The sequence below is a fragment of the Rhodococcus sp. LW-XY12 genome (genome assembly GCF_019317345.1).
Taxonomy (GTDB): Bacteria; Actinomycetota; Actinomycetes; order Mycobacteriales; family Mycobacteriaceae; genus Rhodococcus; species Rhodococcus pyridinivorans.
In genome coordinates, this window is sequence record NZ_CP079225.1 from 3697184 (window position 1) to 3718220 (window position 21037).

Annotated in this window: 29 protein-coding genes and 3 pseudogenes; 6 read left to right on the forward strand and 26 right to left on the reverse strand. The window is 66.3% G+C overall.

All coding sequences use genetic code 11. The features are described from left to right. Window positions 1-13: 13 nt before the first annotated feature. From KXC42_RS17295 to KXC42_RS17410, 24 genes are all read right to left on the reverse strand, one after another. A complete protein-coding gene (locus KXC42_RS17295) occupies window positions 14-559 on the reverse strand; it encodes an adenylate kinase (RefSeq protein ID WP_006554590.1) in 546 nt (181 codons plus the stop codon). After that, complete coding sequence (secY, locus tag KXC42_RS17300; RefSeq protein ID WP_006554591.1) at window positions 556-1869, reverse strand: preprotein translocase subunit SecY; 1314 nt, start codon at window positions 1867-1869, stop codon at window positions 556-558. The genes KXC42_RS17295 and secY overlap by 4 nt, the downstream gene beginning before the upstream one ends. A 227-nt stretch (window positions 1870-2096) precedes the next feature. Then, entirely contained in the window at window positions 2097-2540 is a 444-nt protein-coding gene (gene rplO, locus KXC42_RS17305; protein ID WP_006554592.1) for a 50S ribosomal protein L15, read from the reverse strand. Between the two features lie 2 nt (window positions 2541-2542). Beyond that, entirely contained in the window at window positions 2543-2722 is a 180-nt protein-coding gene (gene rpmD / locus KXC42_RS17310) for a 50S ribosomal protein L30 (RefSeq protein ID WP_006554593.1), read from the reverse strand. Beyond that, on the reverse strand, window positions 2722-3369 hold the full coding sequence (gene rpsE / locus KXC42_RS17315; protein ID WP_006554594.1) for a 30S ribosomal protein S5: 648 nt from the start codon (window positions 3367-3369) through the stop codon (window positions 2722-2724). Before rpsE ends, rpmD begins: the two co-directional genes overlap by 1 nt. Window positions 3370-3400: 31 nt before the next feature. Continuing rightward, a complete protein-coding gene (rplR, locus tag KXC42_RS17320; RefSeq protein ID WP_006554595.1) occupies window positions 3401-3808 on the reverse strand; it encodes a 50S ribosomal protein L18 in 408 nt (135 codons plus the stop codon). A gap of 2 nt (window positions 3809-3810) precedes the next feature. Further along, the gene (rplF, locus tag KXC42_RS17325) at window positions 3811-4350 is read right to left on the reverse strand and encodes a 50S ribosomal protein L6 (RefSeq protein ID WP_006554596.1); all 540 of its coding nucleotides are present in this window, start codon (window positions 4348-4350) and stop codon (window positions 3811-3813) included. 15 nt (window positions 4351-4365) lie between these two features. Then, window positions 4366-4764, reverse strand: a complete 399-nt coding sequence (rpsH, locus tag KXC42_RS17330; RefSeq protein WP_006554597.1) for a 30S ribosomal protein S8 — start codon at window positions 4762-4764, stop codon at window positions 4366-4368. Between the two features lie 173 nt (window positions 4765-4937). Next, a complete protein-coding gene (locus KXC42_RS17335; RefSeq protein ID WP_006554598.1) occupies window positions 4938-5123 on the reverse strand; it encodes a type Z 30S ribosomal protein S14 in 186 nt (61 codons plus the stop codon). Between the two features lie 4 nt (window positions 5124-5127). After that, window positions 5128-5694 (reverse strand): 50S ribosomal protein L5, encoded by a 567-nt coding sequence (gene rplE, locus KXC42_RS17340; protein WP_006554599.1) that lies wholly within the window; start codon window positions 5692-5694, stop codon window positions 5128-5130. Between the two features lies 1 nt (window position 5695). Then, complete coding sequence (gene rplX, locus KXC42_RS17345) at window positions 5696-6013, reverse strand: 50S ribosomal protein L24 (protein ID WP_006554600.1); 318 nt, start codon at window positions 6011-6013, stop codon at window positions 5696-5698. Then, window positions 6013-6381, reverse strand: coding sequence for a 50S ribosomal protein L14 (gene rplN, locus KXC42_RS17350; RefSeq protein WP_006554601.1), 369 nt, complete (start codon window positions 6379-6381; stop codon window positions 6013-6015). Before rplN ends, rplX begins: the two co-directional genes overlap by 1 nt. Before the next feature lie 333 nt (window positions 6382-6714). Further along, complete coding sequence (gene rpsQ / locus KXC42_RS17355; RefSeq protein WP_024101619.1) at window positions 6715-6999, reverse strand: 30S ribosomal protein S17; 285 nt, start codon at window positions 6997-6999, stop codon at window positions 6715-6717. Beyond that, entirely contained in the window at window positions 6996-7232 is a 237-nt protein-coding gene (rpmC, locus tag KXC42_RS17360; RefSeq protein WP_006554603.1) for a 50S ribosomal protein L29, read from the reverse strand. The genes rpsQ and rpmC overlap by 4 nt, the downstream gene beginning before the upstream one ends. Beyond that, entirely contained in the window at window positions 7232-7648 is a 417-nt protein-coding gene (rplP, locus tag KXC42_RS17365) for a 50S ribosomal protein L16 (RefSeq protein WP_006554604.1), read from the reverse strand. The genes rpmC and rplP overlap by 1 nt, the downstream gene beginning before the upstream one ends. A gap of 4 nt (window positions 7649-7652) precedes the next feature. Continuing rightward, the gene (gene rpsC, locus KXC42_RS17370; RefSeq protein WP_006554605.1) at window positions 7653-8450 is read right to left on the reverse strand and encodes a 30S ribosomal protein S3; all 798 of its coding nucleotides are present in this window, start codon (window positions 8448-8450) and stop codon (window positions 7653-7655) included. Beyond that, a complete protein-coding gene (gene rplV, locus KXC42_RS17375; protein ID WP_006554606.1) occupies window positions 8450-8842 on the reverse strand; it encodes a 50S ribosomal protein L22 in 393 nt (130 codons plus the stop codon). The genes rpsC and rplV overlap by 1 nt, the downstream gene beginning before the upstream one ends. Next, window positions 8839-9120 (reverse strand): 30S ribosomal protein S19, encoded by a 282-nt coding sequence (gene rpsS, locus KXC42_RS17380; protein WP_003938088.1) that lies wholly within the window; start codon window positions 9118-9120, stop codon window positions 8839-8841. Before rpsS ends, rplV begins: the two co-directional genes overlap by 4 nt. Window positions 9121-9139: 19 nt before the next feature. Next, on the reverse strand, window positions 9140-9973 hold the full coding sequence (gene rplB / locus KXC42_RS17385; protein ID WP_006554607.1) for a 50S ribosomal protein L2: 834 nt from the start codon (window positions 9971-9973) through the stop codon (window positions 9140-9142). Between the two features lie 38 nt (window positions 9974-10011). Then, window positions 10012-10317 carry a 50S ribosomal protein L23 gene (gene rplW, locus KXC42_RS17390; RefSeq protein ID WP_006554608.1) on the reverse strand — a complete coding sequence of 102 codons (306 nt, stop codon included), beginning with the start codon at window positions 10315-10317 and terminating at the stop codon, window positions 10012-10014. Beyond that, complete coding sequence (gene rplD, locus KXC42_RS17395) at window positions 10314-10997, reverse strand: 50S ribosomal protein L4 (protein ID WP_006554609.1); 684 nt, start codon at window positions 10995-10997, stop codon at window positions 10314-10316. The genes rplW and rplD overlap by 4 nt, the downstream gene beginning before the upstream one ends. Continuing rightward, window positions 10994-11647 carry a 50S ribosomal protein L3 gene (rplC, locus tag KXC42_RS17400; RefSeq protein WP_006554610.1) on the reverse strand — a complete coding sequence of 218 codons (654 nt, stop codon included), beginning with the start codon at window positions 11645-11647 and terminating at the stop codon, window positions 10994-10996. The genes rplD and rplC overlap by 4 nt, the downstream gene beginning before the upstream one ends. Before the next feature lie 45 nt (window positions 11648-11692). After that, on the reverse strand, window positions 11693-11998 hold the full coding sequence (gene rpsJ, locus KXC42_RS17405; protein ID WP_003938093.1) for a 30S ribosomal protein S10: 306 nt from the start codon (window positions 11996-11998) through the stop codon (window positions 11693-11695). Window positions 11999-12483: 485 nt separating this feature from the next. After that, window positions 12484-13992, reverse strand: a complete 1509-nt coding sequence (locus KXC42_RS17410) for an amidase (protein WP_033096991.1) — start codon at window positions 13990-13992, stop codon at window positions 12484-12486. A gap of 282 nt (window positions 13993-14274) precedes the next feature. On the opposite strand from KXC42_RS17410, the pseudogene KXC42_RS17415 reads away from it, so the two are divergent. The 6 genes and pseudogenes from KXC42_RS17415 to KXC42_RS17440 all read left to right on the forward strand — a co-directional run. Further along, a pseudogene (locus KXC42_RS17415) lies at window positions 14275-14421 on the forward strand (GntR family transcriptional regulator); the annotation flags it as partial. A gap of 151 nt (window positions 14422-14572) precedes the next feature. Next, window positions 14573-15628, forward strand: coding sequence for a daunorubicin resistance protein DrrA family ABC transporter ATP-binding protein (locus KXC42_RS17420; protein ID WP_033096989.1), 1056 nt, complete (start codon window positions 14573-14575; stop codon window positions 15626-15628). Further along, the gene (locus KXC42_RS17425) at window positions 15625-16491 is read left to right on the forward strand and encodes an ABC transporter permease (RefSeq protein WP_033096988.1); all 867 of its coding nucleotides are present in this window, start codon (window positions 15625-15627) and stop codon (window positions 16489-16491) included. The genes KXC42_RS17420 and KXC42_RS17425 overlap by 4 nt, the downstream gene beginning before the upstream one ends. 4 nt (window positions 16492-16495) lie before the next feature. Further along, window positions 16496-17377, forward strand: coding sequence for an ABC transporter permease (locus KXC42_RS17430; protein ID WP_033096987.1), 882 nt, complete (start codon window positions 16496-16498; stop codon window positions 17375-17377). 336 nt (window positions 17378-17713) lie between these two features. After that, entirely contained in the window at window positions 17714-19372 is a 1659-nt protein-coding gene (gene istA, locus KXC42_RS17435; protein ID WP_257605819.1) for an IS21 family transposase, read from the forward strand. Continuing rightward, a complete protein-coding gene (locus tag KXC42_RS17440; protein ID WP_007633699.1) occupies window positions 19369-20127 on the forward strand; it encodes an ATP-binding protein in 759 nt (252 codons plus the stop codon). The genes istA and KXC42_RS17440 overlap by 4 nt, the downstream gene beginning before the upstream one ends. A 99-nt stretch (window positions 20128-20226) precedes the next feature. Here KXC42_RS17440 and KXC42_RS17445 read toward each other — a convergent pair. Together KXC42_RS17445 and KXC42_RS17450 are read right to left on the reverse strand one after the other, a co-directional pair. Next, window positions 20227-20715, reverse strand: a pseudogene (locus KXC42_RS17445) (IS30 family transposase); the annotation flags it as partial. 50 nt (window positions 20716-20765) lie between these two features. Then, window positions 20766-21005 (reverse strand): annotated as a pseudogene (locus KXC42_RS17450) (transposase); the annotation flags it as partial. Window positions 21006-21037 lie beyond the last annotated feature (32 nt).

A 21037-nucleotide genomic window follows, 5' to 3' on the forward strand; every position in this document is an offset into this window, starting at 1 on the left:
TCGAACTACCCGTCTACTTTCCGAGTGCGGACAGAGCCCGCGAATTGATCTCCTCGACCTCACCGATCGCGTCGACCGTGATGATCGAGTCGGCGTAGTAGTCGAGCAGCGGGGCCGTCTCCTCACGGTAGACCCGGAGACGGTTGCGGATCACGTCTTCGGTGTCGTCGGCGCGACCGCGGGCGAGCATGCGCTCGACCACGACGTCCTCGTCGATGACGAAGGACAGCACGCCGTCGAGCTCGACACCGAGATCCTTCAGGATGTTCTCGAGTTCCTTGGCCTGCTCCACGCTGCGCGGGAAGCCGTCGAGGAGGAAGCCGTTGGCGGCGTCGGGCTCGGCCAGACGCTCACGCACCATGTTGTTGGTGATCTCGGCGGGAACGAGCTCCCCCGCGTCGATGTACTTCTTGGCCTCGACGCCGAGCGGGGTGCCCTGCCCGATGTTCGCGCGGAAAAGATCGCCCGTCGAGATGGCGGGGACGCCGAGCTTCTCGGACAGAATCGCGGCCTGTGTGCCCTTGCCGGCACCGGGAGGACCGAGCAGTACAAGTCTCACTTGAGGAACCCTTCGTAGTTGCGCTGCATCAGTTGACTTTCGATCTGCTTGACAGTGTCCAGCGCGACACTGACGAGAATGAGAACCGCGGCGCCACCGAAGATGCTCGAGGCCGTCTGGCTGCCGGACAGGAAGAAGTTCGGCAGCGTCGCGATGAGACCGAGGTAGATCGAGCCCGGAACCGTGATGCGGTTGAGCACGAAACTGAGATATTCGGCGGTCGGGCGACCGGGGCGGATGCCCGGGATGAAGCCGCCGTATTTCTTCATCTCGTCGGCCCGCTCCTCCGGATTGAAGGTGATGGCGACGTAGAAGAAGACGAAGAACACGATCAGGGCGAAGTAGATCGCGATGTAGACCGGGTTGTTCGGATTGACCAGGTACTCGTTGATGATCCGCTGCCACCAACTCGGATCCGGGTTCGTCGTGGCACCGGTGAGCTGCGCGACGAGATTGGGCAGGTACAGCAGCGACGACGCGAAGATGACGGGGATGATGCCCGCCTGGTTGACCTTCAGCGGCAGGTAGGTCGACGAACCGCCGTACATACGACGGCCGACCATGCGCTTGGCGTACTGCACCGGGATCCGGCGCTGACCCTGCTCGATGAACACGACACCCGTGATGAGGGCCAGGGCCACGACGCAGACGATCGCGAAGACGAGGCCGCCGCGGGATTCGAGGATCATGCGACCCTCGCTCGGCAGCGCGGCCGCGATACCGGCGAAGATCAGCAGCGACATGCCGTTGCCGACACCGCGTTCGGTGATGAGCTCACCGAACCACATGACGACGGCGGCACCGGCGGTCATCACCAGCACGATGACGACCATCCCGAAGATGCTGTCGTCGGCGAGGATCGGCTCCGAGCAGCCCTGCAGCAGCTGCCCTCGGGCGGCGAGCGCGACGATGCCGGTGGCCTGCAGGACGGCGAGCGCGACGGCGAGATAACGCGTGTACTGCGTCATCTTGGCCTGGCCGGACTGGCCCTCCTTGCGCAGTTCCTCGAAGCGTGGAATGACCACGGTGAGCAGCTGGACGATGATGCTCGCGGTGATGAACGGCATGATGCCGATCGCGAAGACCGACAACTGCAGTAGCGCGCCGCCGGAGAACAGATTGATCAGCGAGTAGATGCCGGCCTGCTCGCTGCCGGCGAGCTGATCGACACAGGCCTGGACGTTGCCGTAGTCGACGCCCGGGGACGGCACGGTAGCACCGAGGCGGTACAGCGCCACGAGCCCGAGGGCGATGAGAATCTTCCGCCTCAGGTCCGGTGTCCTGAGGGCCGAGACGAAGGCGGAAAGCAAAGATCCTCCTGGCGGGCCGATCGGGGACGACGGATCGAGAGGGATCCGTCGGACGGTAGACAACTCTGAAACTCTAACAGTGGGCCCCGATGAGAGGCGTAGCCCGGTAGCCTATGTCACCGCTGCGAACGCAGCTTGGGACACCGGTGCGAACGCGCGAACGGCCGCGGTGCAGGTATCTGCACCGCGGCCGTTCGACAGCCGTGACTCACACGCGAAAGTACAGGTCAGGCCTGGACGGTCGCGCTGCCACCGGCTGCAGCGATCTTCTCCTGAGCGGAGGCCGAGAACTTGTCGGCGGTGACCTGCACGGCCACCGTCAGCTCGCCTTCGCCGAGGACCTTGACGAGCTGGTTCTTGCGAACCAGACCCTTCGCCACGAGGTCCGCGACACCGATCTGTCCACCCTCGGGGAACACGCGAGCGATGTCCCCGACGTTGACGATCTGGTACTCGGTACGGAATGCGTTCTTGAAGCCCTTGAGCTTCGGCAGACGCATGTGGATGGGCATCTGGCCACCCTCGAAGGCCGGCGACACGTTCTTGCGTGCCTTCGTGCCCTTCGTACCGCGGCCGGCGGTCTTGCCCTTCGAACCCTCACCGCGTCCGACGCGGGTCTTGTCCGTCTTCGCACCCGGAGCCGGGCGCAGGTGATGCAGCTTGATGGTCATTCTCAGACCTCCTCAACGGTGACGAGGTGACGCACCACGTTGATGAGGCCACGATTCTGCGCATTGTCCTCGCGGACGACGGACTGGCGGATCTTCCGCAGACCGAGGGTCCGGAGGCTGTCGCGCTGATTCGACTTGGCCCCGATGGTGCTCTTGATCTGGGTGATCTTCAGCTCTGCCATTACTTCACGCTCCCAGCAGCCTGTGCACGTGCGCGCAGCATGCCGGCGGGGGCAACTTCCTCGAGGGTGAGGCCACGGCGAGCCGCGACTTCCTCGGGACGCTGCAGACCCTTGAGGGCCGCAACCGTCGCGTGCACCACATTGATGGCGTTGTCGGAGCCGAGCGACTTCGACAGGATGTCGTGGACACCCGCACACTCCAACACCGCGCGCACAGCGCCACCGGCGATGACACCGGTACCGGGGGAAGCCGGACGCAGCAGGACGACACCGGCTGCAGCCTCTCCCTGGACGGGGTGGGTGATGGTTCCGCCGATGAGCGGGACGCGGAAGAAGTTCTTGCGAGCTTCCTCGACACCCTTCTGGATGGCCGCGGGAACTTCCTTGGCCTTGCCGTAGCCGACGCCGACCAGGCCGTTGCCGTCGCCCACGATCACCAGAGCGGTGAAGCTGAAGCGACGACCGCCCTTGACGACCTTCGACACACGGTTGATCGAGACGACACGCTCGATGTAGTTCGACTTCTCGGCAGCGTTGCCGCCGCGCGAGTCGCGGTCGCGGCGGTCGCGACCGCCACGGTTGTCACCGCTGTTGGGGTTCTGTCCGGCGGGGCCGTTGCCGCCGTCACGCCGCTGACGTCCCGGCATCAGGCGTTCCTTCCGTTCGAGAAAATGGTCATCAGAACTTCAACCCGCTTTCGCGAGCCGCGTCCGCGAGGGCCGCGATGCGTCCGCTGTAGGTGTGGCCACCGCGGTCGAAGACCACGGCTTCCACGCCGGCAGCCTTCGCGCGCTCGGCGATCAACTGACCGACCTTCGCGCCGCGAGCCTTCTTGTCGCCCTCGAGAGCGCGCACATCGGGTTCGATGGACGACGCTGCGGCGAGAGTGGTGCCCGTCAGGTCGTCGACCAGCTGCACGTGCAGGTGGCGCGAGGACCGGTTGACGACGAGGCGGGGACGCTCGGCGGTGCCGGAGATCTTCTTGCGGAGGCGGAAGTGACGACGCGTCTTCGAAAGGCGACGCGTGGTGGAGGCGTCCTTGCCGCGCGGGATGCGCTTGGCCTTCTGGTTCTCGGTCTGGCTCATGATCACTTACCCGTCTTTCCGACCTTGCGACGGACCTGTTCACCCTCGTAGCGGATGCCCTTGCCCTTGTAGGGGTCGGACTTGCGCAGCCGGCGGATGTTGGCCGCGATCTGGCCGACCTTCTGCTTGTCGATGCCCGAGATCGAGAAGCGCGTGGGGTTCTCGACGGCGAACGTGATGCCCTCGGGCGCCTCGATCAGCACGGGGTGGCTGTAGCCGAGCGAGAACTCGAGGTCCTTGCCCTTGAGGGCCACGCGGTAGCCGACGCCGTGGATCTCCATCTTGGTGGTGTAACCCTCGGTGACACCGACGATGAGGTTCTGCACGAGCGTCCGCGACAGGCCGTGCAGCGCGCGGCTGCGACGCTCGTCGTTCGGGCGCGTGACGTTGATTGCCCCGTCCTCACCCTTGGCGACGGCGATCGGCTCGGCGATCGTCAGGGACAGGTTGCCCTTGGGGCCCTTGACTGCAACATCCTGGCCGTCGATGGTGATCTCGACGCCCGAAGGAACTGCAACGGGGAGTTTTCCGATTCGCGACATTGTGGTGGCCTCCCTTTACCAGACGTAGGCGAGGACTTCCCCGCCCACTCCCTGCTTGGCCGCCTGGCGATCGGTGAGCAGGCCGGAGGACGTGGAGATGATCGCCACGCCGAGGCCGCCCAGGACCTTGGGCAGGTTGGTGGATTTCGCGTACACGCGCAGGCCGGGCTTCGACACGCGGCGCACGCCGGCAAGGCTGCGCTCACGGGAAGGTCCGTACTTGAGGTCGACGATGAGGGTCTTGCCCACCTCGGCGTCCTCGGTGCGGTAGTCGGAGATGTAGCCCTCGCGCTTGAGGATCTCGGCGATGTTCACCTTGATCTTCGAGGACGGGAGCTTGACCTCGTCGTGGTACGCCGTGTTGGCGTTACGCAGACGCGTCAAGAAGTCTGCGATGGGGTCGGTCATGGTCATGGCTGACCTGTTCACCTTTCTCGATGCGGTTCCCATGCAACGCCGGAACATGCCGGCCGTGGGCCTACATCGAAACTCGGTTTCGATAGCGGATTCGTCGACGGATCGGCGACGAACCCATGACAGCGTGACAGTGGGCGGAGAACTTCTCGGTCCTCCGCCCACCGCTCACGTCACCAGGAGCTCTTGTGAACTCCCGGAAGTTCTCCGCGGTGTGCCATCTCGCGAAGGCAGATGCGGCAGAGTCCGAACTTGCGGAAGACCGAGTGCGGGCGCCCGCAGCGCTGGCAGCGGGTGTAGGCGCGCACCGCGAACTTCGGCTTCTTGTTGGCCTTGTTGACCAGTGCCTTCTTAGCCATGGGCTCAGTTCTCCTTGAACGGGAAGCCGAGGTGCTTGAGCAGGGCACGGCCTTCTTCGTTGTTGGTAGCGGTGGTCACGACAGTGATGTCCATGCCGCGCGGGCGATCGATCTTGTCCACGTCGATCTCGTGGAACATCGACTGCTCGTTCAGGCCGAACGTGTAGTTGCCGTTGCCGTCGAACTGGTTGCCGTTGAGGCCGCGGAAGTCCCGGATACGGGGAAGCGCGATGGACACGAGACGGTCCAGGAACTCCCACATGCGGTCGCCGCGCAGCGTGACGCGCGCACCGATCGGCATGCCCTCGCGCAGCTTGAACTGTGCGATGGACTTGCGGGCCTTACGGATCTCCGGCTTCTGACCGGTGATGAGCGCGAGGTCGTTGACGGCTCCGTTGATGAGCTTCGCGTCGCGGGCGGCGTCGCCGACACCCATGTTGACGACGACCTTCACGACGCCGGGGATCTGCATGACGTTCGCGTAGTCGAACTCCGCGTTCAGCGCGTCCTTGATCTCGGCGCGGTAGCGGGCCTTCAGGCGCGGCTGGGTCTTGTTCTCGGTGGAAGTCATGTCAGAGGTCCTTCCCGTTCTTCCGGGAAATCCGAACGCGCTTGCCGGTTTCCTCATCGGTGCGGTAGCCCACGCGGGTGGGGTTTCCGTCCGAGTCGACGACCGCAACGTTGGAAACGTGGATCGGGGCCTCCTGCGTCACGATGCCGCCGGAGGAGGCGCCACGCTCGTTCGCAGAGACGGCGGTGTGCTTCTTGATACGGTTCACGCCCTCGACGAGGACCTTGCCGGTCGCCGGGTAGGCCGCGATGACCTTGCCCTTGGCACCCTTGTCCTTGCCCGAGATGACGAGCACGGTGTCACCCTTGTGCACCTTCATCACAGCACCTCCGGAGCGAGCGAGACGATCTTCATGAACCGCTTGTCGCGGAGCTCGCGACCGACGGGTCCGAAGATGCGGGTGCCGCGAGGATCGTTGTCGCCCTTGATGATGACGGCAGCGTTCTCGTCGAACTTGATGTAGGAACCGTCCGGACGGCGGCGCTCCTTGGCGGTGCGCACGATCACGGCCTTGACGACATCGCCACGCTTGACGTTGCCGCCGGGGATCGCGTCCTTGACGGTGGCGACGATGACGTCACCGATTCCGGCGTAGCGACGGGACGAGCCACCGAGAACGCGGATGCAGAGGATCTCCTTGGCACCCGTGTTGTCGGCGACGCGCAGTCGCGACTCCTGCTGGATCACTTACTTCTCCTTGACCTGGATTGGTGTGTACGTCAGATTTCCGACCTGGACGTACGCGGTCGTCGGTTGCCTGCGGCGCACGCGCGAATCACACACGGGTCCCGTAAGCAACCCGTCCAGAGTAGGCCATATACCGTACGCAGGGCAAATTCGCGAATTGTGATGTCACTCCCCACCCCGGAACCGGGCGTGTCGCAGCGACGTCCACCGCTCCCCCACGCGAGGGCTGCACCTACTACCCGACACCTACTACCCGACGCACAGCACCCCACCGCCCGCGGTGCGGGTGGTGGGGTGCTGCATGTTCTCGGTCCTGTCGAGGACGAGGAGGCCTTACTTGGCCTTCTCGAGCACCTCGACCAGACGCCAGCGCTTCGACGCGGACAGCGGACGGGTCTCCATCAGCTGCACGCGGTCGCCGATGCCGGCCAGACCGTTCTCGTCGTGCGCCTTCACCTTGGTCGTACGGCGGATGATCTTGCCGTACAGCGGGTGCTTCACCCGGTCCTCGAGCTCGACGACGATGGTCTTCTCCATCTTGTCCGAGACGACGTAACCGATGCGGACCTTACGGCTCGCGCGCTGTTCCTGGTTGCTCACTGCCTTTTCCTCACTCATGCCACGTCACCCGCATTCGGGCCGGTGGCCAGTCCGAGCTCGCGCTCGCGCAGCACCGTGTAGATACGGGCGATCTCGTTGCGCACCACGCGGAGCCGACGGTTGTTGTCCAGCTGGCCGGTGGCCATCTGGAAGCGGAGGTTGAACAGCTCTTCCTTGGCTTCGCGGAGCTTGTCGGTCAGCTCTTCGTCGCTCAGCTCGCGGAGTTCCGCGGCGGGGGTACCGGTAGCCATCAGAACTGCTCCTCCCTCGTCACGATGCGGCACTTGCAGGGGAGCTTGTGCATCGCGCGACGCAGAGCCTCGCGCGCAATCTCCTCGTTGGGGTAGCTCATCTCGAACAGCACGCGACCGGGCTTGACGTTCGCGACCCACCACTCCGGCGAACCCTTACCGGAACCCATGCGGGTCTCGGCAGGCTTCTTGGTGAGGGGGCGATCCGGGAAGATGTTGATCCAGATCTTGCCGCCACGCTTGATGTGCCGGGTCATGGCGATACGAGCGGACTCGATCTGCCGGTTGGTGATGTAGGCCGGCTCGAGAGCCTGGATGCCGTAGTCACCGAAGGCCACCTGGGTTCCGCCCTTGGCGGCACCCGTACGGCTCGGATGGTGCTGCTTGCGGTGTTTGACCCGCCGGGGGATCAACATTGCGTCAGCCCTCCTTGTTCTCGGTCGAGGCAGGAGCGTCGCTCGATGCGGCGCGGCCGGCCTCGGTGCTCGTCGCGGTGGTGCCCGACGCGCCGGAACGACGCGGGCGGCTCGGACGCTCACGACGCGGCCGGTCGGCGGGAGCAGCTGCAGCAGCAGCGAGCTCACGACGGCCACCGACGATGTCGCCCTTGTAGATCCAGACCTTCACGCCGATGCGGCCGAAGGTGGTCCGTGCCTCGTAGAGGCCGTAATCGATGTCCGCGCGCAGCGTGTGCAGCGGGACGCGACCTTCGCGGTAGAACTCCGAACGCGACATCTCGGCGCCACCGAGGCGGCCCGAGCACTGCACGCGGATGCCCTTGACGTTCGGCTGACGCATGGCCGACTGGATGGCCTTGCGCATCGCACGACGGAAGGCGACACGGTTCGAGAGCTGCTCGGCGACGCCCTGCGCCACGAGCTGAGCCTCGGACTCCGAGTTCTTGACCTCGAGGATGTTCAGCTGGACCTGCTTACCGGTCAGCTTCTCGAGCTCGGCGCGGATGCGATCGGCCTCGGCGCCGCGGCGTCCGATGACGATCCCGGGACGAGCGGTGTGGATGTCCACACGCACACGGTCGCGGGTGCGCTCGATCTCGACCTTCGCGATGCCGGCGCGCTCGAGGCCGGAGGCCAGGAACTTGCGGATCGCGACATCTTCCTTGACGTAGTCCGCGTACTGCTTGTCCGCGTACCAACGAGACTTCCAGTCAGTGGTGACGCCCAGACGGAAGCCGTGCGGGTTGATCTTCTGGCCCACTACTGAGCTCCCTTCCGGCGGTTACGAGTCGAGGCCGACCCGACGCTTTCCACGATCACGGTGATGTGGCTCGACCGCTTGCGGATGCGGAACGCACGGCCCTGGGCACGCGGCTGGAACCGCTTCAGGGTCGCACCCTCGTCCACGTACGCAGTCGCGACGACGAGCGTGCTGGGGTCGAGGTTGTAGTTGTTCTGCGCGTTCGCAGCGGCCGACGCGATCACCTTGGCGACCGGCTCGGCCGCGGCCTGCGGCGCGAACTTGAGGATGGCCAGGGCCTCCTCGACGGACTTACCGCGAACGATGTCGACGACGCGGCGCGCCTTCATCGGGGTCACGCGCACGTGGCGCGCAACAGCCCGAGCGCTGTTGGTGGTGGTTTCAGTGCTCATCGACGCTTGCTCTTCCGGTCGTCCTTGATGTGGCCCTTGAACGTACGGGTCGGCGCGAACTCACCGAGCTTGTGACCGACCATGGACTCCGAGACGAACACCGGCACGTGCTTGCGTCCATCGTGGACAGCGAACGTATGACCGATGAAGTCGGGCAGAATCGTGGAACGGCGCGACCAGGTCTTGATGACCTGCTTGGTGCCCTTCTCGTTCTGCGTGTCCACCTTCGCCAGGAGGTGGTCGTCGACGAACGGGCCCTTCTTGAGGCTGCGTGGCATTCTCTAACTCCCTCCTTGACTAGCGCTTCTTGCCGGTACGGCGACGACGGACGATGAGCTTGTCGGACGCCTTGTTCTTGCGGGTGCGGCCCTCGGGCTTGCCCCACGGGCTGACCGGGTGGCGACCACCCGAGGTCTTGCCCTCGCCACCACCGTGCGGGTGGTCGACCGGGTTCATCACGACACCACGGACGGTCGGGCGCTTGCCCTTCCAGCGCATACGGCCGGCCTTGCCCCAGTTGATGTTCGACTGCTCGGCGTTGCCGACCTCGCCGACGGTGGCGCGGCAGCGCACGTCGACGCGACGGATCTCGCCGGAGGGCATACGCAGCGTGGCGTAGGTGCCTTCCTTACCGAGGAGCTGGATGCTCGCACCGGCGGAGCGGGCCATCTTGGCGCCGCCACCCGGACGCAGCTCGACCGCGTGGATGGTCGTACCCGTCGGGATGTTGCGCAGCGGCAGGTTGTTGCCGGGCTTGATGTCGGCGTTGGGGCCCGACTCGACGGGAGCACCCTGCACGAGGCCCTTGGGGGCGATGATGTAGCGCTTCTCGCCGTCCACGTAGTGGAGCAGCGCGATGCGCGCGGTGCGGTTGGGGTCGTACTCGATGTGAGCGACCTTGGCCGGCACGCCGTCCTTGTCGTTGCGACGGAAATCGATCAGGCGGTAGGCGCGCTTGTGTCCGCCACCCTTGTGACGGGTGGTGATGCGGCCGTGCGCGTTACGTCCACCGCGACCGTGCAGCGGGCGGATCAGCGACTTCTCGGGCGTCGACCGAGTGATCTCGGCGAAGTCCGACACGCTGGCGCCACGGCGGCCCGGCGTAGTCGGCTTGTACTTACGGATTGCCATGAGTCTTCTCGTCCTCTATCTCTCGAGAGTTCCGATCGCTAGGCGACCGGGCCTCCGAAGATCTCGATGGGCTTGCTGTCGGCCGTGAGGGTCACGAGCGCGCGCTTGGTGTTCTTGCGCTTGCCGTAACCGAACCGGGTCCGCTTGCGCTTGCCCTGACGGTTGGCGGTGTTGACGCTGCTCACCTTGACGCCGAAGACCTTCTCGACGGCAATCTTGATCTGCGTCTTGTTCGAGTCCGGGTGGACCAGGAAGGTGTAGGTGCCTTCTTCCATCAGCCCGTAGGACTTCTCGGAGACGACGGGAGCCAGCAGGATGTCGCGAGGATCGGCGATCGTGCTCACTTGCTCTCCTCCTTCACTTCCTGGCCGGACTCGGCCGGCCCGTGGATGAACGTGTTGAGCGCCTCGACGCTGAACACGACGTCATCGCTGTAGAGCACGTCGTAGGTGTTCAGCTGATCCGGCGCGAGCGCGTGGACGTTGGGAAGGTTCTGAACCGACTTCCACGCCGCCACGTCTTCACGGCCGACGACGAGCAGGACCTTCTTGCGGTCGCTGATCTCGCCCAGGAACGTGCGAGCACTCTTCGTCGACGGGGTCTGACCCGCGACGAGTTCGGTGATCACGTGGATGCGCTCGTTGCGCGCCCGGTCGGAGAGGGCTCCGCGCAGGGCGGCGGCCTTCATCTTCTTGGGGGTGCGCTGGCTGTAGTCGCGCGGCTGCGGGCCGTGGACGGTGCCACCGCCGGCGAACTGCGGCGCACGGGTCGAGCCCTGACGTGCGCGGCCGGTGCCCTTCTGGCGGTACGGCTTCTTGCCACCGCCGCGGACCTCGCCGCGGGTCTTGGTGGCGTGCGTTCCCTGGCGGGCCGCGGCGAGCTGCGCGGTGACGACCTGGTGCAGCAGCGCGATGTTCGCGGGAGCGTCGAAGATCTCGGCGGGGAGATCGACGGAGCCGGAGGTCTGGCCACCGGGGGCCTTGACGTCCAGGGTCAGCTTGGTTGCGGTCTCGGTGCTGGTCATGCCCGTGCACCACCCTTCACTGCGGTCTTGACGATCACGAGGCCGCCCTTGCGACCCGGGATCGCGCCCTTGATCAGCAGCAGACCGTTCTCGGCGTCCACCTTGTGGACCGAGAGGTTCTGCGTCGTGATGCGGTCGGAGCCCATACGGCCGGACATGCGCGTGCCCTTGAACACGCGGCCCGGGGTGGCGCAACCACCGATGGAGCCCGGACGACGGTGCACGGCCTGCGTACCGTGCGACGCACCCTGGCCGGCGAAGCCGTGACGCTTCATGGTGCCGGCGAAGCCCTTGCCCTTCGAGGTGCCGGTGACGTCGACGTAGGCGCCGTCCTCGAACACCTCGGCGGTGAGTTCCTGGCCGACCTCGTACTCGGAGGCGTCCTCGATCCGGAGCTCGACCAGGTGACGGCGCGGCGTGACGCCGGCCTTCTCGAACTGGCCGCGAACCGGCTTGTTGACCTTGCGCGGCGCGATGGCACCGTAGGCGAGCTGCACGGCGTTGTAGCCGTCGCGCTCCTCGGTGCGGATCTGCGTGACCACGTTCGGTCCGGCCTTGACGACGGTGACCGGGACAACCCGGTTGTTCTCGTCGAAGACCTGGGTCATGCCGAGCTTGGTGCCCAGGATTCCCTTGATCTGGTTAGTCATGTGTTGTCTCCGCTGCGTCTTTCACAAGCTCGCTGTAATCGAATGTCACTGAATGTTGACGTCGACACTCGCCGGGAGATCGATGCGCATGAGCGCGTCGACGGTCTTCGGCGTCGGGTCGAGGATGTCGATGAGCCGCTTGTGCGTCCGCATCTCGAAGTGCTCGCGCGAGTCCTTGTACTTGTGCGGCGAGCGGATGACGCAGTACACGTTCTTTTCAGTGGGCAACGGCACCGGGCCGACCACGCGGGCACCCGTACGGGTCACCGTCTCGACGATCTTGCGCGCAGATGCGTCGATCGCCTCGTGGTCATAGGCCTTGAGCCTGATGCGGATCTTCTGTCCCGCCACGCTTAGTGTCCTTTTCTTGCCGCGTTTCGTGATCCCCGGCGGAGCCGGAAACCACCTCGTCTGCACAGTTCCCCGGGGAACGGCGACCGAGAACAGCGCTCGAAACACAGTGCGAGCCGGACGTATCCGATCCGCTTGCCGCTGTTCATCTGTCATTGTTCTCCGGCCCACGCGGTCGGGCGTGTCGGCCCGCCGCTCATTCCCCGGCGTCGATGCTCGAAGGCTTCGACACCGCAAGGAACGGAACCGGCTGCGCTCCACAGGAGCACACAGGGGTACTGCTTCCGTCTTGCATGTGGCCGCGACCAGGCCGTGAGGCTCGATCCGCGACTGTCACGTCTTTCCCGATCCGAGCCGCAAAACATCCATGGCCCGGTCAAGGCAACCCGACCAGTATGCAGGAGCACGGCCGAGAGTTCAACTCACGACGGTGCGTGATGTACACCTCGGCGATACGCCGTGCGGTCGGATCCGCGTGGTCGAACCTAGCCGATGGGGTTCATCGGCAGGGTCCGAACCGGAGCGGCCGCCCCGATCGTATTCGTCGGGTCGGGACCGGGGCCCGGCTGCACCTGCGCGACCTCGGGGACCCGTGCGCCGGCGGCGACGAGCTGCGGCTCGTCGCGCCAGATCGGCAGTGCCTCCTGCAGTTCGAGCCCGATGCCGATGAGACGTTCGTCCTGCCACGGCCGCGCACCGAGCTGCACACCGACCGGCATCCCCGTCGCGGCGGAGTACCCGGCGGGCAGGGTCACCACGGGGGCACCGGAGTAGTTCGCCCATCGCACGGGGCCCGTCACTCCGGCCGTGACACTGATGCCGAGGAACTCCTGGCGTCGTGCGCCGTCGACGGAGGCGCCGGGCAGCATGATCGCGTCGAGATCCTGGTCGACGAACATCCGGTTGTAGTCGCTCTGGTACCGCAGACGGTCGCGCTCGAAGGTGAGGTAGTCGCCCACCGGCACGGCCAGCGAGGCCACCGCCGTGCCCGCGGCCACCGCGTTCTCGGGGCGATACAGGCCGAGCCGGTCGGTGAACTGCTGGTGGTAGGCACCCATCTCGACCTGGTCGCCGGTCGCGAGGGATTCCGGCAGGGACGGCATCGTCACCGGGACCGTGACCGCACCGAGCGATTCCGCCACCCGTGCCGCGTCGTCGACGACGCGCTGCACCGCCTCGGGGGGTGCGGGATTCGTGTTCACGGGCAGTCCGATCCGCACGCCGGCGAGGGGACTCGCTCCCCCGGCGGCCGTCACCGGATAACCGCCCTCGGGAACGTCGGGGCCGAGTGCCGTGATCGGGTCGGCCGGATCCGCGCCCGCGAGCACGGTCATCATCAGGGACGCGTCGGCGACGCTGCGGCCCATCGGACCCACGTGGTCGCGGGTCCAGGTCAGCGGGATCATGCCGTGCGAGGTGATGCGCCCGTAGGTCGGCTTGATCGACGAGACACCGCAGGCGCTCGCCGGGAACCGGACCGAACCGCCGGTGTCGCTACCGATCGCGAGGGGCGCGAACCGCGCGGCGAGCACGGCCGCGCTGCCGCCGGACGATCCGCCGGGCGACATCTCGGTGTTCCACGGATTGCCCACCTGAGGGGTGGCGACACCGATCGCGAACTCGTCGGTGTGCGCGTGCCCCATGAGCACCGCACCGGCGTCCTCGAGTCGACGCCACACACCCGAGTGCCCGGCCGCGATGTTGCCCTCGAGGACGCGACTCGACGCGGTGAGCGGAAGCCCGGACACCGCGAAGATGTCCTTGAGAGCGATCGGGAGCCCGCACACGAGCGGCGCCGGGGTCCGATCGCGGCGCGCACGGGCGAGGCGCTCCCCCGCCGCCTCGGCCGCCGCGTAGGCCACTTCGGGGTAGAGCCGGATCCACGCACCGATCGCTCCGTCGTACGAGCGCGTGCGGTCCAGACAGGCATCGAGCAGTTCGCGCGGGTGCAGTTCGCCGGCGTGCAGCAGCGCTGCCGCCTCGGCCGCACTCATCCTCGCGGGATCGGTGACGGTGTCGGGTGGAGGAAGCCTGCGTGGCGGAGCCGCACGACCGCTCCCCGCGGTCGCACCCCACGCGAACAATCCGCCGGCGGCCCCTCCCAGTAACCGTCGGCGTGATACTCCGGTGCTCACCCGCCAACCAAACCATCCAGTGCGTTGCGAGCCAGGTTAGGGCACGGTAGGTGTGCCACATGTCACCTCCGGCTGTGATGCTACCGAGACCGTGAAGTGACAAGGCGGATCATGTACTAGGAGAAGGCGCGCAGCTGGGGGACGGATGCGGTCGCCTCGCACGAGCGGTTGCTGCAGGCGCTGCGCACCGGTGACGTCGAGGCCGCCGGACGCGAGACGCGCGAACACTTCACCGACGGGGCCCACCGACTCGTCGAACACCTCGAAGATCTCGGCGTCTGGTCCTGACCGACCGGCGTGAACACCCCGAGGGGAAGGGACGTCGGCGCCGACGCGCATGTCCGTCCACCCCTCCCGGGATCGTGCGCACCGGTACGATTCCGACGGTGACGGACCGACCCGTCCCCGACGGGGACCGAGATCTACGGCGGGGTGTGATGTGAGCGATCACGACCAGGCAGTTCTCGTGGAGGACGTCCACAAGTCGTTCGGCGACGTCCACGCACTCGACGGGATCAGCTTCTCTGCACCGCCGGGCCGTGTCCTCGGCATCCTCGGCCCCAACGGCGCCGGCAAGACCACGATGGTCAAGGTGCTGTCGACACTGTTGCGTCCCACCTCGGGTCGCGCCGTGGTCGCCGGGCACGATGTGGTCGCCGACGCCGCAGCGGTCCGGCGGTCGATCATGATGACCGGCCAGTTCGCCGCGCTCGACGACACCCTCACCGGCCGGGAGAACCTGATCCTGTTCGGCCGCCTGATGGGTCTGGACAAGAAGTCGGCCACCCGGCGCGCCGACGATCTGCTCCGGGAGTTCGATCTCGTCGACGCCGGTCGCCGCCCCGTGAAGGGTTATTCCGGCGGTATGCGCCGACGGGTCGACATCGCGTGCGGCCTCGTGGTCCGTCCCAAGGTGGTCTTCCTCGACGAGCCGACCACCGGTCTCGACCCGCGCAGCCGGCAGGGCGTGTGGTCGCTGGTGGGGGCGCTCAAGGACCAGGGCATCACGGTGCTCCTGACGACGCAGTACCTCGAAGAGGCCGACGTGCTGAGCGACAACATCATCGTCATCGACAAGGGCACCGTGATCGCGGAAGGCACCGCGAACCAGCTGAAGTCCTCCGCGGGTGGCACCCACTGCGAGATCGTTCCGGCCGACCCGCGGGCGATACCCGAGATCCTGCACGCCCTGAACGGTCTTCTCCCCCAGGACGTCCTGGTGGGTACGGTCCCCGACACGGATCGGGTGTCCGTCCCGGCACCGGACGGCGCCGCGACCCTCACCGAGGTGCTGCGGCGCATCGAACCCCTGGGCATCGAACTCGCCGACATCGGTCTGCGACGTCCCTCGCTCGACGACGTCTTCCTCCGCCTCACCGGGCACTCCGCTTCCGACGGCGGCGGTCCGACGGACGGTGGCCCTACGAACGGCGGCCCGACAGCGCCGCCCGAGGCGGAACGAGCGGTGCCTGCGCCGGCAGGTGAGCGGCCGTGACGGCCCGCACCGACGAGACGGTCCGCGGGACGGAAGCCTCCACGGTCTCGTTCACCGACTCCTCGTCCACCCTTCCCGCACGTCGGGGAGGTGTCCACCGCCGGATCACGCCGTCGGGCGTCGAGCAGTGGTGGGTGCTGACGCTCCGGTCGTTGCGCACGATGGCGCGGTACGGCGAGTTGGTCCTCGCGGTCCTGGCACCGTTCGTCTTCGGTCTCGGCTTCTATCTGCCGCTCAAGTTCGTGATGCAGTTGCAGGGCATCGACTACGCGCAGTTCCTGATGCCCATCATCGTGTTGCAGTCGATGGCGTTCACCGCCATCTCCGCGGCGCAGCTGGCAGCGCAGGAGGGCACGACCGGTGTGACCTCGCGTCTGCAGACGATGCCCGTCGCCCCGGCGGCGCCCCTGGCGTCACGGATGACGGCGAGCATGGTGCGGTCGGTCATCTCCTTGGCCGCGGCGATCGGATTCGGTTATCTCATCGGTTTCCGTTTCTCCGCCGGGCCCGGGCAGGCAGCGTTGTTCTGCGCGACCGCACTGATCATCAGCCTGTTGTTGTGCCTGGGCGCCGACGCGATCGGATGTCTGTCCCGGAGCCCCGAGGCCACAGCGCAGGCGCTGACCCTGCCGCAGCTGATCCTCGGGATGCTCTCGTGCGGTTTCGTGCCCGAGGAGGGATTCCCGGAGTGGATCAGACCGTTCGTCCGCAACCAGCCGATCTCACAGTTCTCCTTCGCGATGCGCGACATGGCCCAGGACGGCGTGACCTGGGAGGTCTTCCGGCCGAGCCTGTTCTGGATGATCGGGCTGGCCGTGATCTGCATCCCGGGCGCCGTGTGGGCCGCGACGAGGCGGGAGTGAGTCGATGAGCAAGACCGTCGAGACACAGCGGGCACGGGCCCGATCGCGGGAGCGGGCAGGGACTCCGGGTCGCGCCTTCGCCTATCCCGAACCGGATCGCGTCCGCAGCGAGAGTTCCCTCGGCGCACTGTGGGAGCACAGCCGCCTGCAGTGCGGTCGCCTGCTGCTCCGCTGGGCCCGCGATCCGGCCACGATGATCCAGGCGCTCATCTATCCGGCGCTCACCCTGGTGATGTTCCGCATCGTGCTCGGCGACAGCATCACCGCCGCGACCGGCTATTCGTCGATCTTCGGCACCGTGCCCATGATCGTGCTCGTCGGCGCGATGTTCGGCTCGGTCGTCAGCGCGGTGGGGCTGCGCACCGAACGCGATTCCGGCCTGCTGAGCCGGTTCCACACGCTGCCCGTCCACCGCTCGTCCGGTCTGGTGGGGCGGTTGATGGCGGAGATGGTGCGCGTGTTCGTCACCTCTCTCGTGATCTTCGGCGCCGGCATGGCGTTGGGTTTCCGGTTCACGCAGGGCATCGGCCCCACCCTGCTCAGCCTCGTGGTCCCACTGATCTTCGGTCTCGGATTCGCGATGATGGTGACGGCTCTGGCGACCCTGCCGGGACGCACTCCCCTCGTCGAGACCGTCTCGATCCTGTGCACGCTGCTCATGTTCTTCAACTCGGGGTTCGTGCCGGTCATGGCGTATCCGAGCTGGCTGCAACCCGTGGTGGCGAACCAGCCGATGTCCTGCGCGATCGACACCATGCGCTCGCTCGCGATGGGCGGTCCGATCGCGGAACCGTTCCTGAAGACGGTCCTGTGGTCGGCCGGGATGGTGGCGATCTTCGTCCTCCCCGCCGTCGTCGGATATCGGCGCTCGGCCGAACAGAATTGATCCGAGCGTCACCCGTCGAGCCGACTCGACCACACGAATGGGGAAGGCCCCTCTCCGCTGGGCGGTTTCAAGGGGTCGACGCAACACCGCTGTTAGTTGGTGGGGATTAGATCACGCAGACGCTCGGCTGGAGTATCCCAGCCGAGCGTTTTGCGTGGCCGGCCGTTGAGTTCCTGGGCGACGTGCTCGAGTGTTAGGGACGTGCTTCGGATAGCAGGGTTCTGATGATCGGGTAGCGCGAGTATGAGCATCGGATAGCGGTGCCGGTCCTCGTGTGCTCGTGTCGGTTCTACGCGTGGCAACCAGGCTGCGCGTGGATCCGAACAGGAGGCACGGGTGACTGATTACCGATTGGTGATGTCGCTACTGCTGCAGGACAGGTCCTACCGGGACATCGAGGCGATCGCGGGTTGCTCGCATCGCACGGTCGCGAAGGCGAAGAAGGTCTGCCACGAGCACGGGTTGACCGCCACGAGCCAGGTCGAGGCGCTCAGCGTCGAGGAGATCGACGTCTTGTTCGCCGATGGGCGCAAGACGCCGTCGAAGGAGTTCGTCGCCTTCGACGTGGCGGCTGCCGTGAAGAAGCGCACGGGCAAGAAGAAGCTGCCGCTGCGGGTGCTGTGGGCCAACTACCTCGACACTGACGGCACGCCGGGGCAGCGGCACTACAGCTACCAGCGGTTCTGCCAGATCATCGGCGAGTACGTCGAGGTCAACGAGCTGACGATGCGGATCACGCACGTGCCCGGGCACACGATGCAGGTCGACTGGGCGGGCACGAAGATGGCCATCTTCGATCCCGTCACCGGCACCAAGACCACAGTGTCGGTGTTCGTGGCATCGCTGCCGTACTCGGGGATGGTCTTCGCCTGCGGCTGCCTGGACGAGAAGATGCCGAACTGGCTCGACGCGCACTTGCAGGCGTTCGAGTACTTCGGCGGCGCGGCGCAGGTGATCGTCCCGGACAACGCCTCGACGGCGTCGAACCAGATCGCCCGCGGTGACCGGGCCCGCGAGGTCAACCGTGAGTACCGTGACTTCCTCGAGTATCACCAGACCGCTGCCGTGCCCACTCGGCCGGTGCGCCCGACAGACAAGGGGCACGTCGAGGCTGGGGTGAAGGTGGTGACGAACTGGGTGATCGGACGGCTGGCCGATCGGCGGTTCGCTAGCCTGGATGATGCGAACGAGGCGATCGCCGCCGAGGTCGAGGCGATCAACGACCGGACCCCGTTCCGCGGCCAGAAGACCAGCCGCCGGGAGCTGTTCACCGAGCACGAGCAGTCGGAACTGTTCGACCTTCCCGAGGCCCGCTGGCAGCCAGTCATCTGGAAGAAGTCCAAGGTCAACAGGGATTACCACGTGGAGATCGCCACGGTGAAGTACTCGGTGCCCTACACCTTCGCTGGCCAGCACGTCGATGTGAAGATCACCGGCCCCACGCTCACTGTCATGGCTGGCGGGGAGGTCATCGCCTCCCACGCCGTCTCCGGTAGGCGGCACGCCTTCGTGACCGACCCTGACCATGTTCCCGCGCAGCATCTGCAGTCATCGGACCTGTGGTCGCGGGCGTATTTCGTGCGCCAGGCCCACAAGATCGGACCGCACACCGTGGCCGCGATCAGTGAGGTCCTGGATCGCCAGCGGATCGAGGCTCAGGGCTACCGCTCGTGCCAGAACATCCTCGCCCTGGCCCGCGGGGACAACAAGATGCTGCTCGAGCGGGCCTGCGGGCAGCTGGTCTCCGAGACCTCACGCCGGGCGATCAGCTACACCGCCGTCAAGCAGCAGCTGGCGGCCCTGAGGGCCCAGGCCGCCGCTCGACCCACCACCACGACCGCAGCGACGACGCCGGCGACCGCAACGCCTGTAGCGGTACCGCCGGATCGGCGAGATACCACCGGGGCGCATCTGGCCGGGCCGGAGCAGTTCAGCCTCGCCGTCCTCACCGGAGGCCCGAGCAGCGGCACCGCGGGGCGGGAGGAGCTGCAGTGACTGATCGTCATCTCACCGACGCCGACATGCCACTGTTCACCCAGTTGCGGATGACCGCGTTCGGCCAGACCGTCATCGACTTGGCCAACGATCCCGCCTGCGACGAGTGGACCTTCTCGGAGAAGATCTTCCACGCCCTGGACAAAGAGATCACGGCCAGGCAGGAACGCCGGACCCAGAAACTACTCAAGGCCTCCAGATCGCCAAACCCTGATGCTTGCGTAGAAGAGATCCGCTACCTGCCTGACCGCAACGTCAACCGCGAGCTAATCGCACGACTTTCCAGCTGTCAATGGATCGACGCCACCCGCAATCTCGTCGTGCTCGGCCAGTCCAGCGTGGGCAAGACCTACCTCGCCCAGGCGCTGCTCAATGCCGCGTGCCGAAAGTACTACACCGCGAGGTTCTTCCGGCTCGACGACCTGGCCAACCGGCTCGCCGTGCTGGAGCCGACCTCGCAGCGCAGGCTGGACTTCCTCACTGATCTGCACAACTGCGACCTGCTGGTTCTCGATGACTTCCTGACCACGCCGGTGGCTCCGCACACCGCGGCGGAGCTGCTCAACATCCTTGCCGCTCGGGAAGGGCGGGGCTCGACGCTGGTGACCTCGCAGTTCGATCCGCCAGATTGGTACAAGTCGCTCCAAGACGCGGTCATCGCCGAATCGATCCTCAACCGGATCGTCGCCGGCGCCGAGATCATCGCCCTCGACGGCCCGAACATGAGACGGCACCTCGCCACGGCAACGCCATAGCGGCCCAGCGGTCGGACGGGCAGATGCCGCTATCCGATGCCCGTCCGACCGCTACCCGATCATCAGAACCGCGCTTTCCGAAAGGCGTCCCAAACACTCGAGGTCCGCCGGGCTGTAGACACTCAGATCGGTGCCCTTGGGGAAATACTGCCGCAGCAGTCCGTTGGTGTTCTCGTTGGTGCCGCGTTGCCAGGGGCTGGCCGGGTCACAGAAGTACACGGCCATATCGGCGGCGATACCGAACTGTTTGTGCCGGGCCATCTCGGCGCCCTGATCCCAGGTCAGCGAGCCACGAAGATGCGCGGGCAGGTCTTTCATCGCGGCGATGAGCGCGTCCCGCACGGATTCGGCGTCGTGCCCGTTCGGCAGGTGCAGCAACATCGTGTAACGGGTGGTGCGTTCGACGAGGGTGCCGATCGCGGTCTTGTTCAGCTCACCGGTGATCAAATCGCCCTCCCAGTGTCCGGGCACCGCACGGTCGGCGACCTCGGCGGGCCGGTCACTGATCATCACCATCGGATCGGTGAATCGCTGATACCGCTGACCGTCCGCGCGGTGCGGTTTACGTCTCGCCCGTCCGGTCCGAAGGGTCAAGCCCCTGGTAGTGGTGTAACTCGTTTTTGATCCTTCGTTGGTGGTCAGGCGGGTAGTTGCATCAGTTCATCGGTGCTCACCTCCGTCGCCTGGCTGGTGTCGGTGTTGGTGGTCAGGGTGAGCCGGCAGCGGCTGAGCACTTCTAGGCCGAGGTATCGGCGGCCTTCGGCCCATTCGTCGGTCTGCTCGGCCAGGACGGCGCCGATGAGGCGGACGATGGCATCCCGGTTGGGGAAGATGCCCACGACGTCGGTGCGGCGGCGGATCTCGCGGTTGAGCCGCTCGGTTATCCGGCCCTCAGGGATGAGATCAACCC

What these genes read in the sequence shown, in the direction of transcription:
- rplO (WP_006554592.1), bottom strand. Translation starts at nt 2,540, where the DNA reads ATGACCATCAAGCTGCATCACCTGCGCCCGGCTCCGGGTGCGAAGACG.
- rpmD (WP_006554593.1), bottom strand. Translation starts at nt 2,722, where the DNA reads ATGGCAGAGCTGAAGATCACCCAGATCAAGAGCACCATCGGGGCCAAG.
- rpsE (WP_006554594.1), bottom strand. Translation starts at nt 3,369, where the DNA reads ATGCCGGGACGTCAGCGGCGTGACGGCGGCAACGGCCCCGCCGGACAG.
- rplR (WP_006554595.1), bottom strand. Translation starts at nt 3,808, where the DNA reads ATGAGCCAGACCGAGAACCAGAAGGCCAAGCGCATCCCGCGCGGCAAG.
- rplF (WP_006554596.1), bottom strand. Translation starts at nt 4,350, where the DNA reads ATGTCGCGAATCGGAAAACTCCCCGTTGCAGTTCCTTCGGGCGTCGAG.
- rpsH (WP_006554597.1), bottom strand. Translation starts at nt 4,764, where the DNA reads ATGACCATGACCGACCCCATCGCAGACTTCTTGACGCGTCTGCGTAAC.
- KXC42_RS17335 (WP_006554598.1), bottom strand. Translation starts at nt 5,123, where the DNA reads ATGGCTAAGAAGGCACTGGTCAACAAGGCCAACAAGAAGCCGAAGTTC.
- rplE (WP_006554599.1), bottom strand. Translation starts at nt 5,694, where the DNA reads ATGACTTCCACCGAGAACAAGACCCAGCCGCGCCTGAAGGCCCGCTAC.
- rplX (WP_006554600.1), bottom strand. Translation starts at nt 6,013, where the DNA reads ATGAAGGTGCACAAGGGTGACACCGTGCTCGTCATCTCGGGCAAGGAC.
- rpsQ (WP_024101619.1), bottom strand. Translation starts at nt 6,999, where the DNA reads ATGAGTGAGGAAAAGGCAGTGAGCAACCAGGAACAGCGCGCGAGCCGT.
- rpmC (WP_006554603.1), bottom strand. Translation starts at nt 7,232, where the DNA reads ATGGCTACCGGTACCCCCGCCGCGGAACTCCGCGAGCTGAGCGACGAA.
- rplP (WP_006554604.1), bottom strand. Translation starts at nt 7,648, where the DNA reads ATGTTGATCCCCCGGCGGGTCAAACACCGCAAGCAGCACCATCCGAGC.
- rplV (WP_006554606.1), bottom strand. Translation starts at nt 8,842, where the DNA reads ATGAGCACTGAAACCACCACCAACAGCGCTCGGGCTGTTGCGCGCCAC.
- rpsS (WP_003938088.1), bottom strand. Translation starts at nt 9,120, where the DNA reads ATGCCACGCAGCCTCAAGAAGGGCCCGTTCGTCGACGACCACCTCCTG.
- rplB (WP_006554607.1), bottom strand. Translation starts at nt 9,973, where the DNA reads ATGGCAATCCGTAAGTACAAGCCGACTACGCCGGGCCGCCGTGGCGCC.
- rplD (WP_006554609.1), bottom strand. Translation starts at nt 10,997, where the DNA reads ATGACCAGCACCGAGACCGCAACCAAGCTGACCCTGGACGTCAAGGCC.
- rplC (WP_006554610.1), bottom strand. Translation starts at nt 11,647, where the DNA reads ATGACTAACCAGATCAAGGGAATCCTGGGCACCAAGCTCGGCATGACC.
- KXC42_RS17410 (WP_033096991.1), bottom strand. Translation starts at nt 13,992, where the DNA reads ATGAGTGCGGCCGAGGCGGCAGCGCTGCTGCACGCCGGCGAACTGCAC.
- KXC42_RS17430 (WP_033096987.1), top strand. Translation starts at nt 16,496, where the DNA reads ATGAGCAAGACCGTCGAGACACAGCGGGCACGGGCCCGATCGCGGGAG.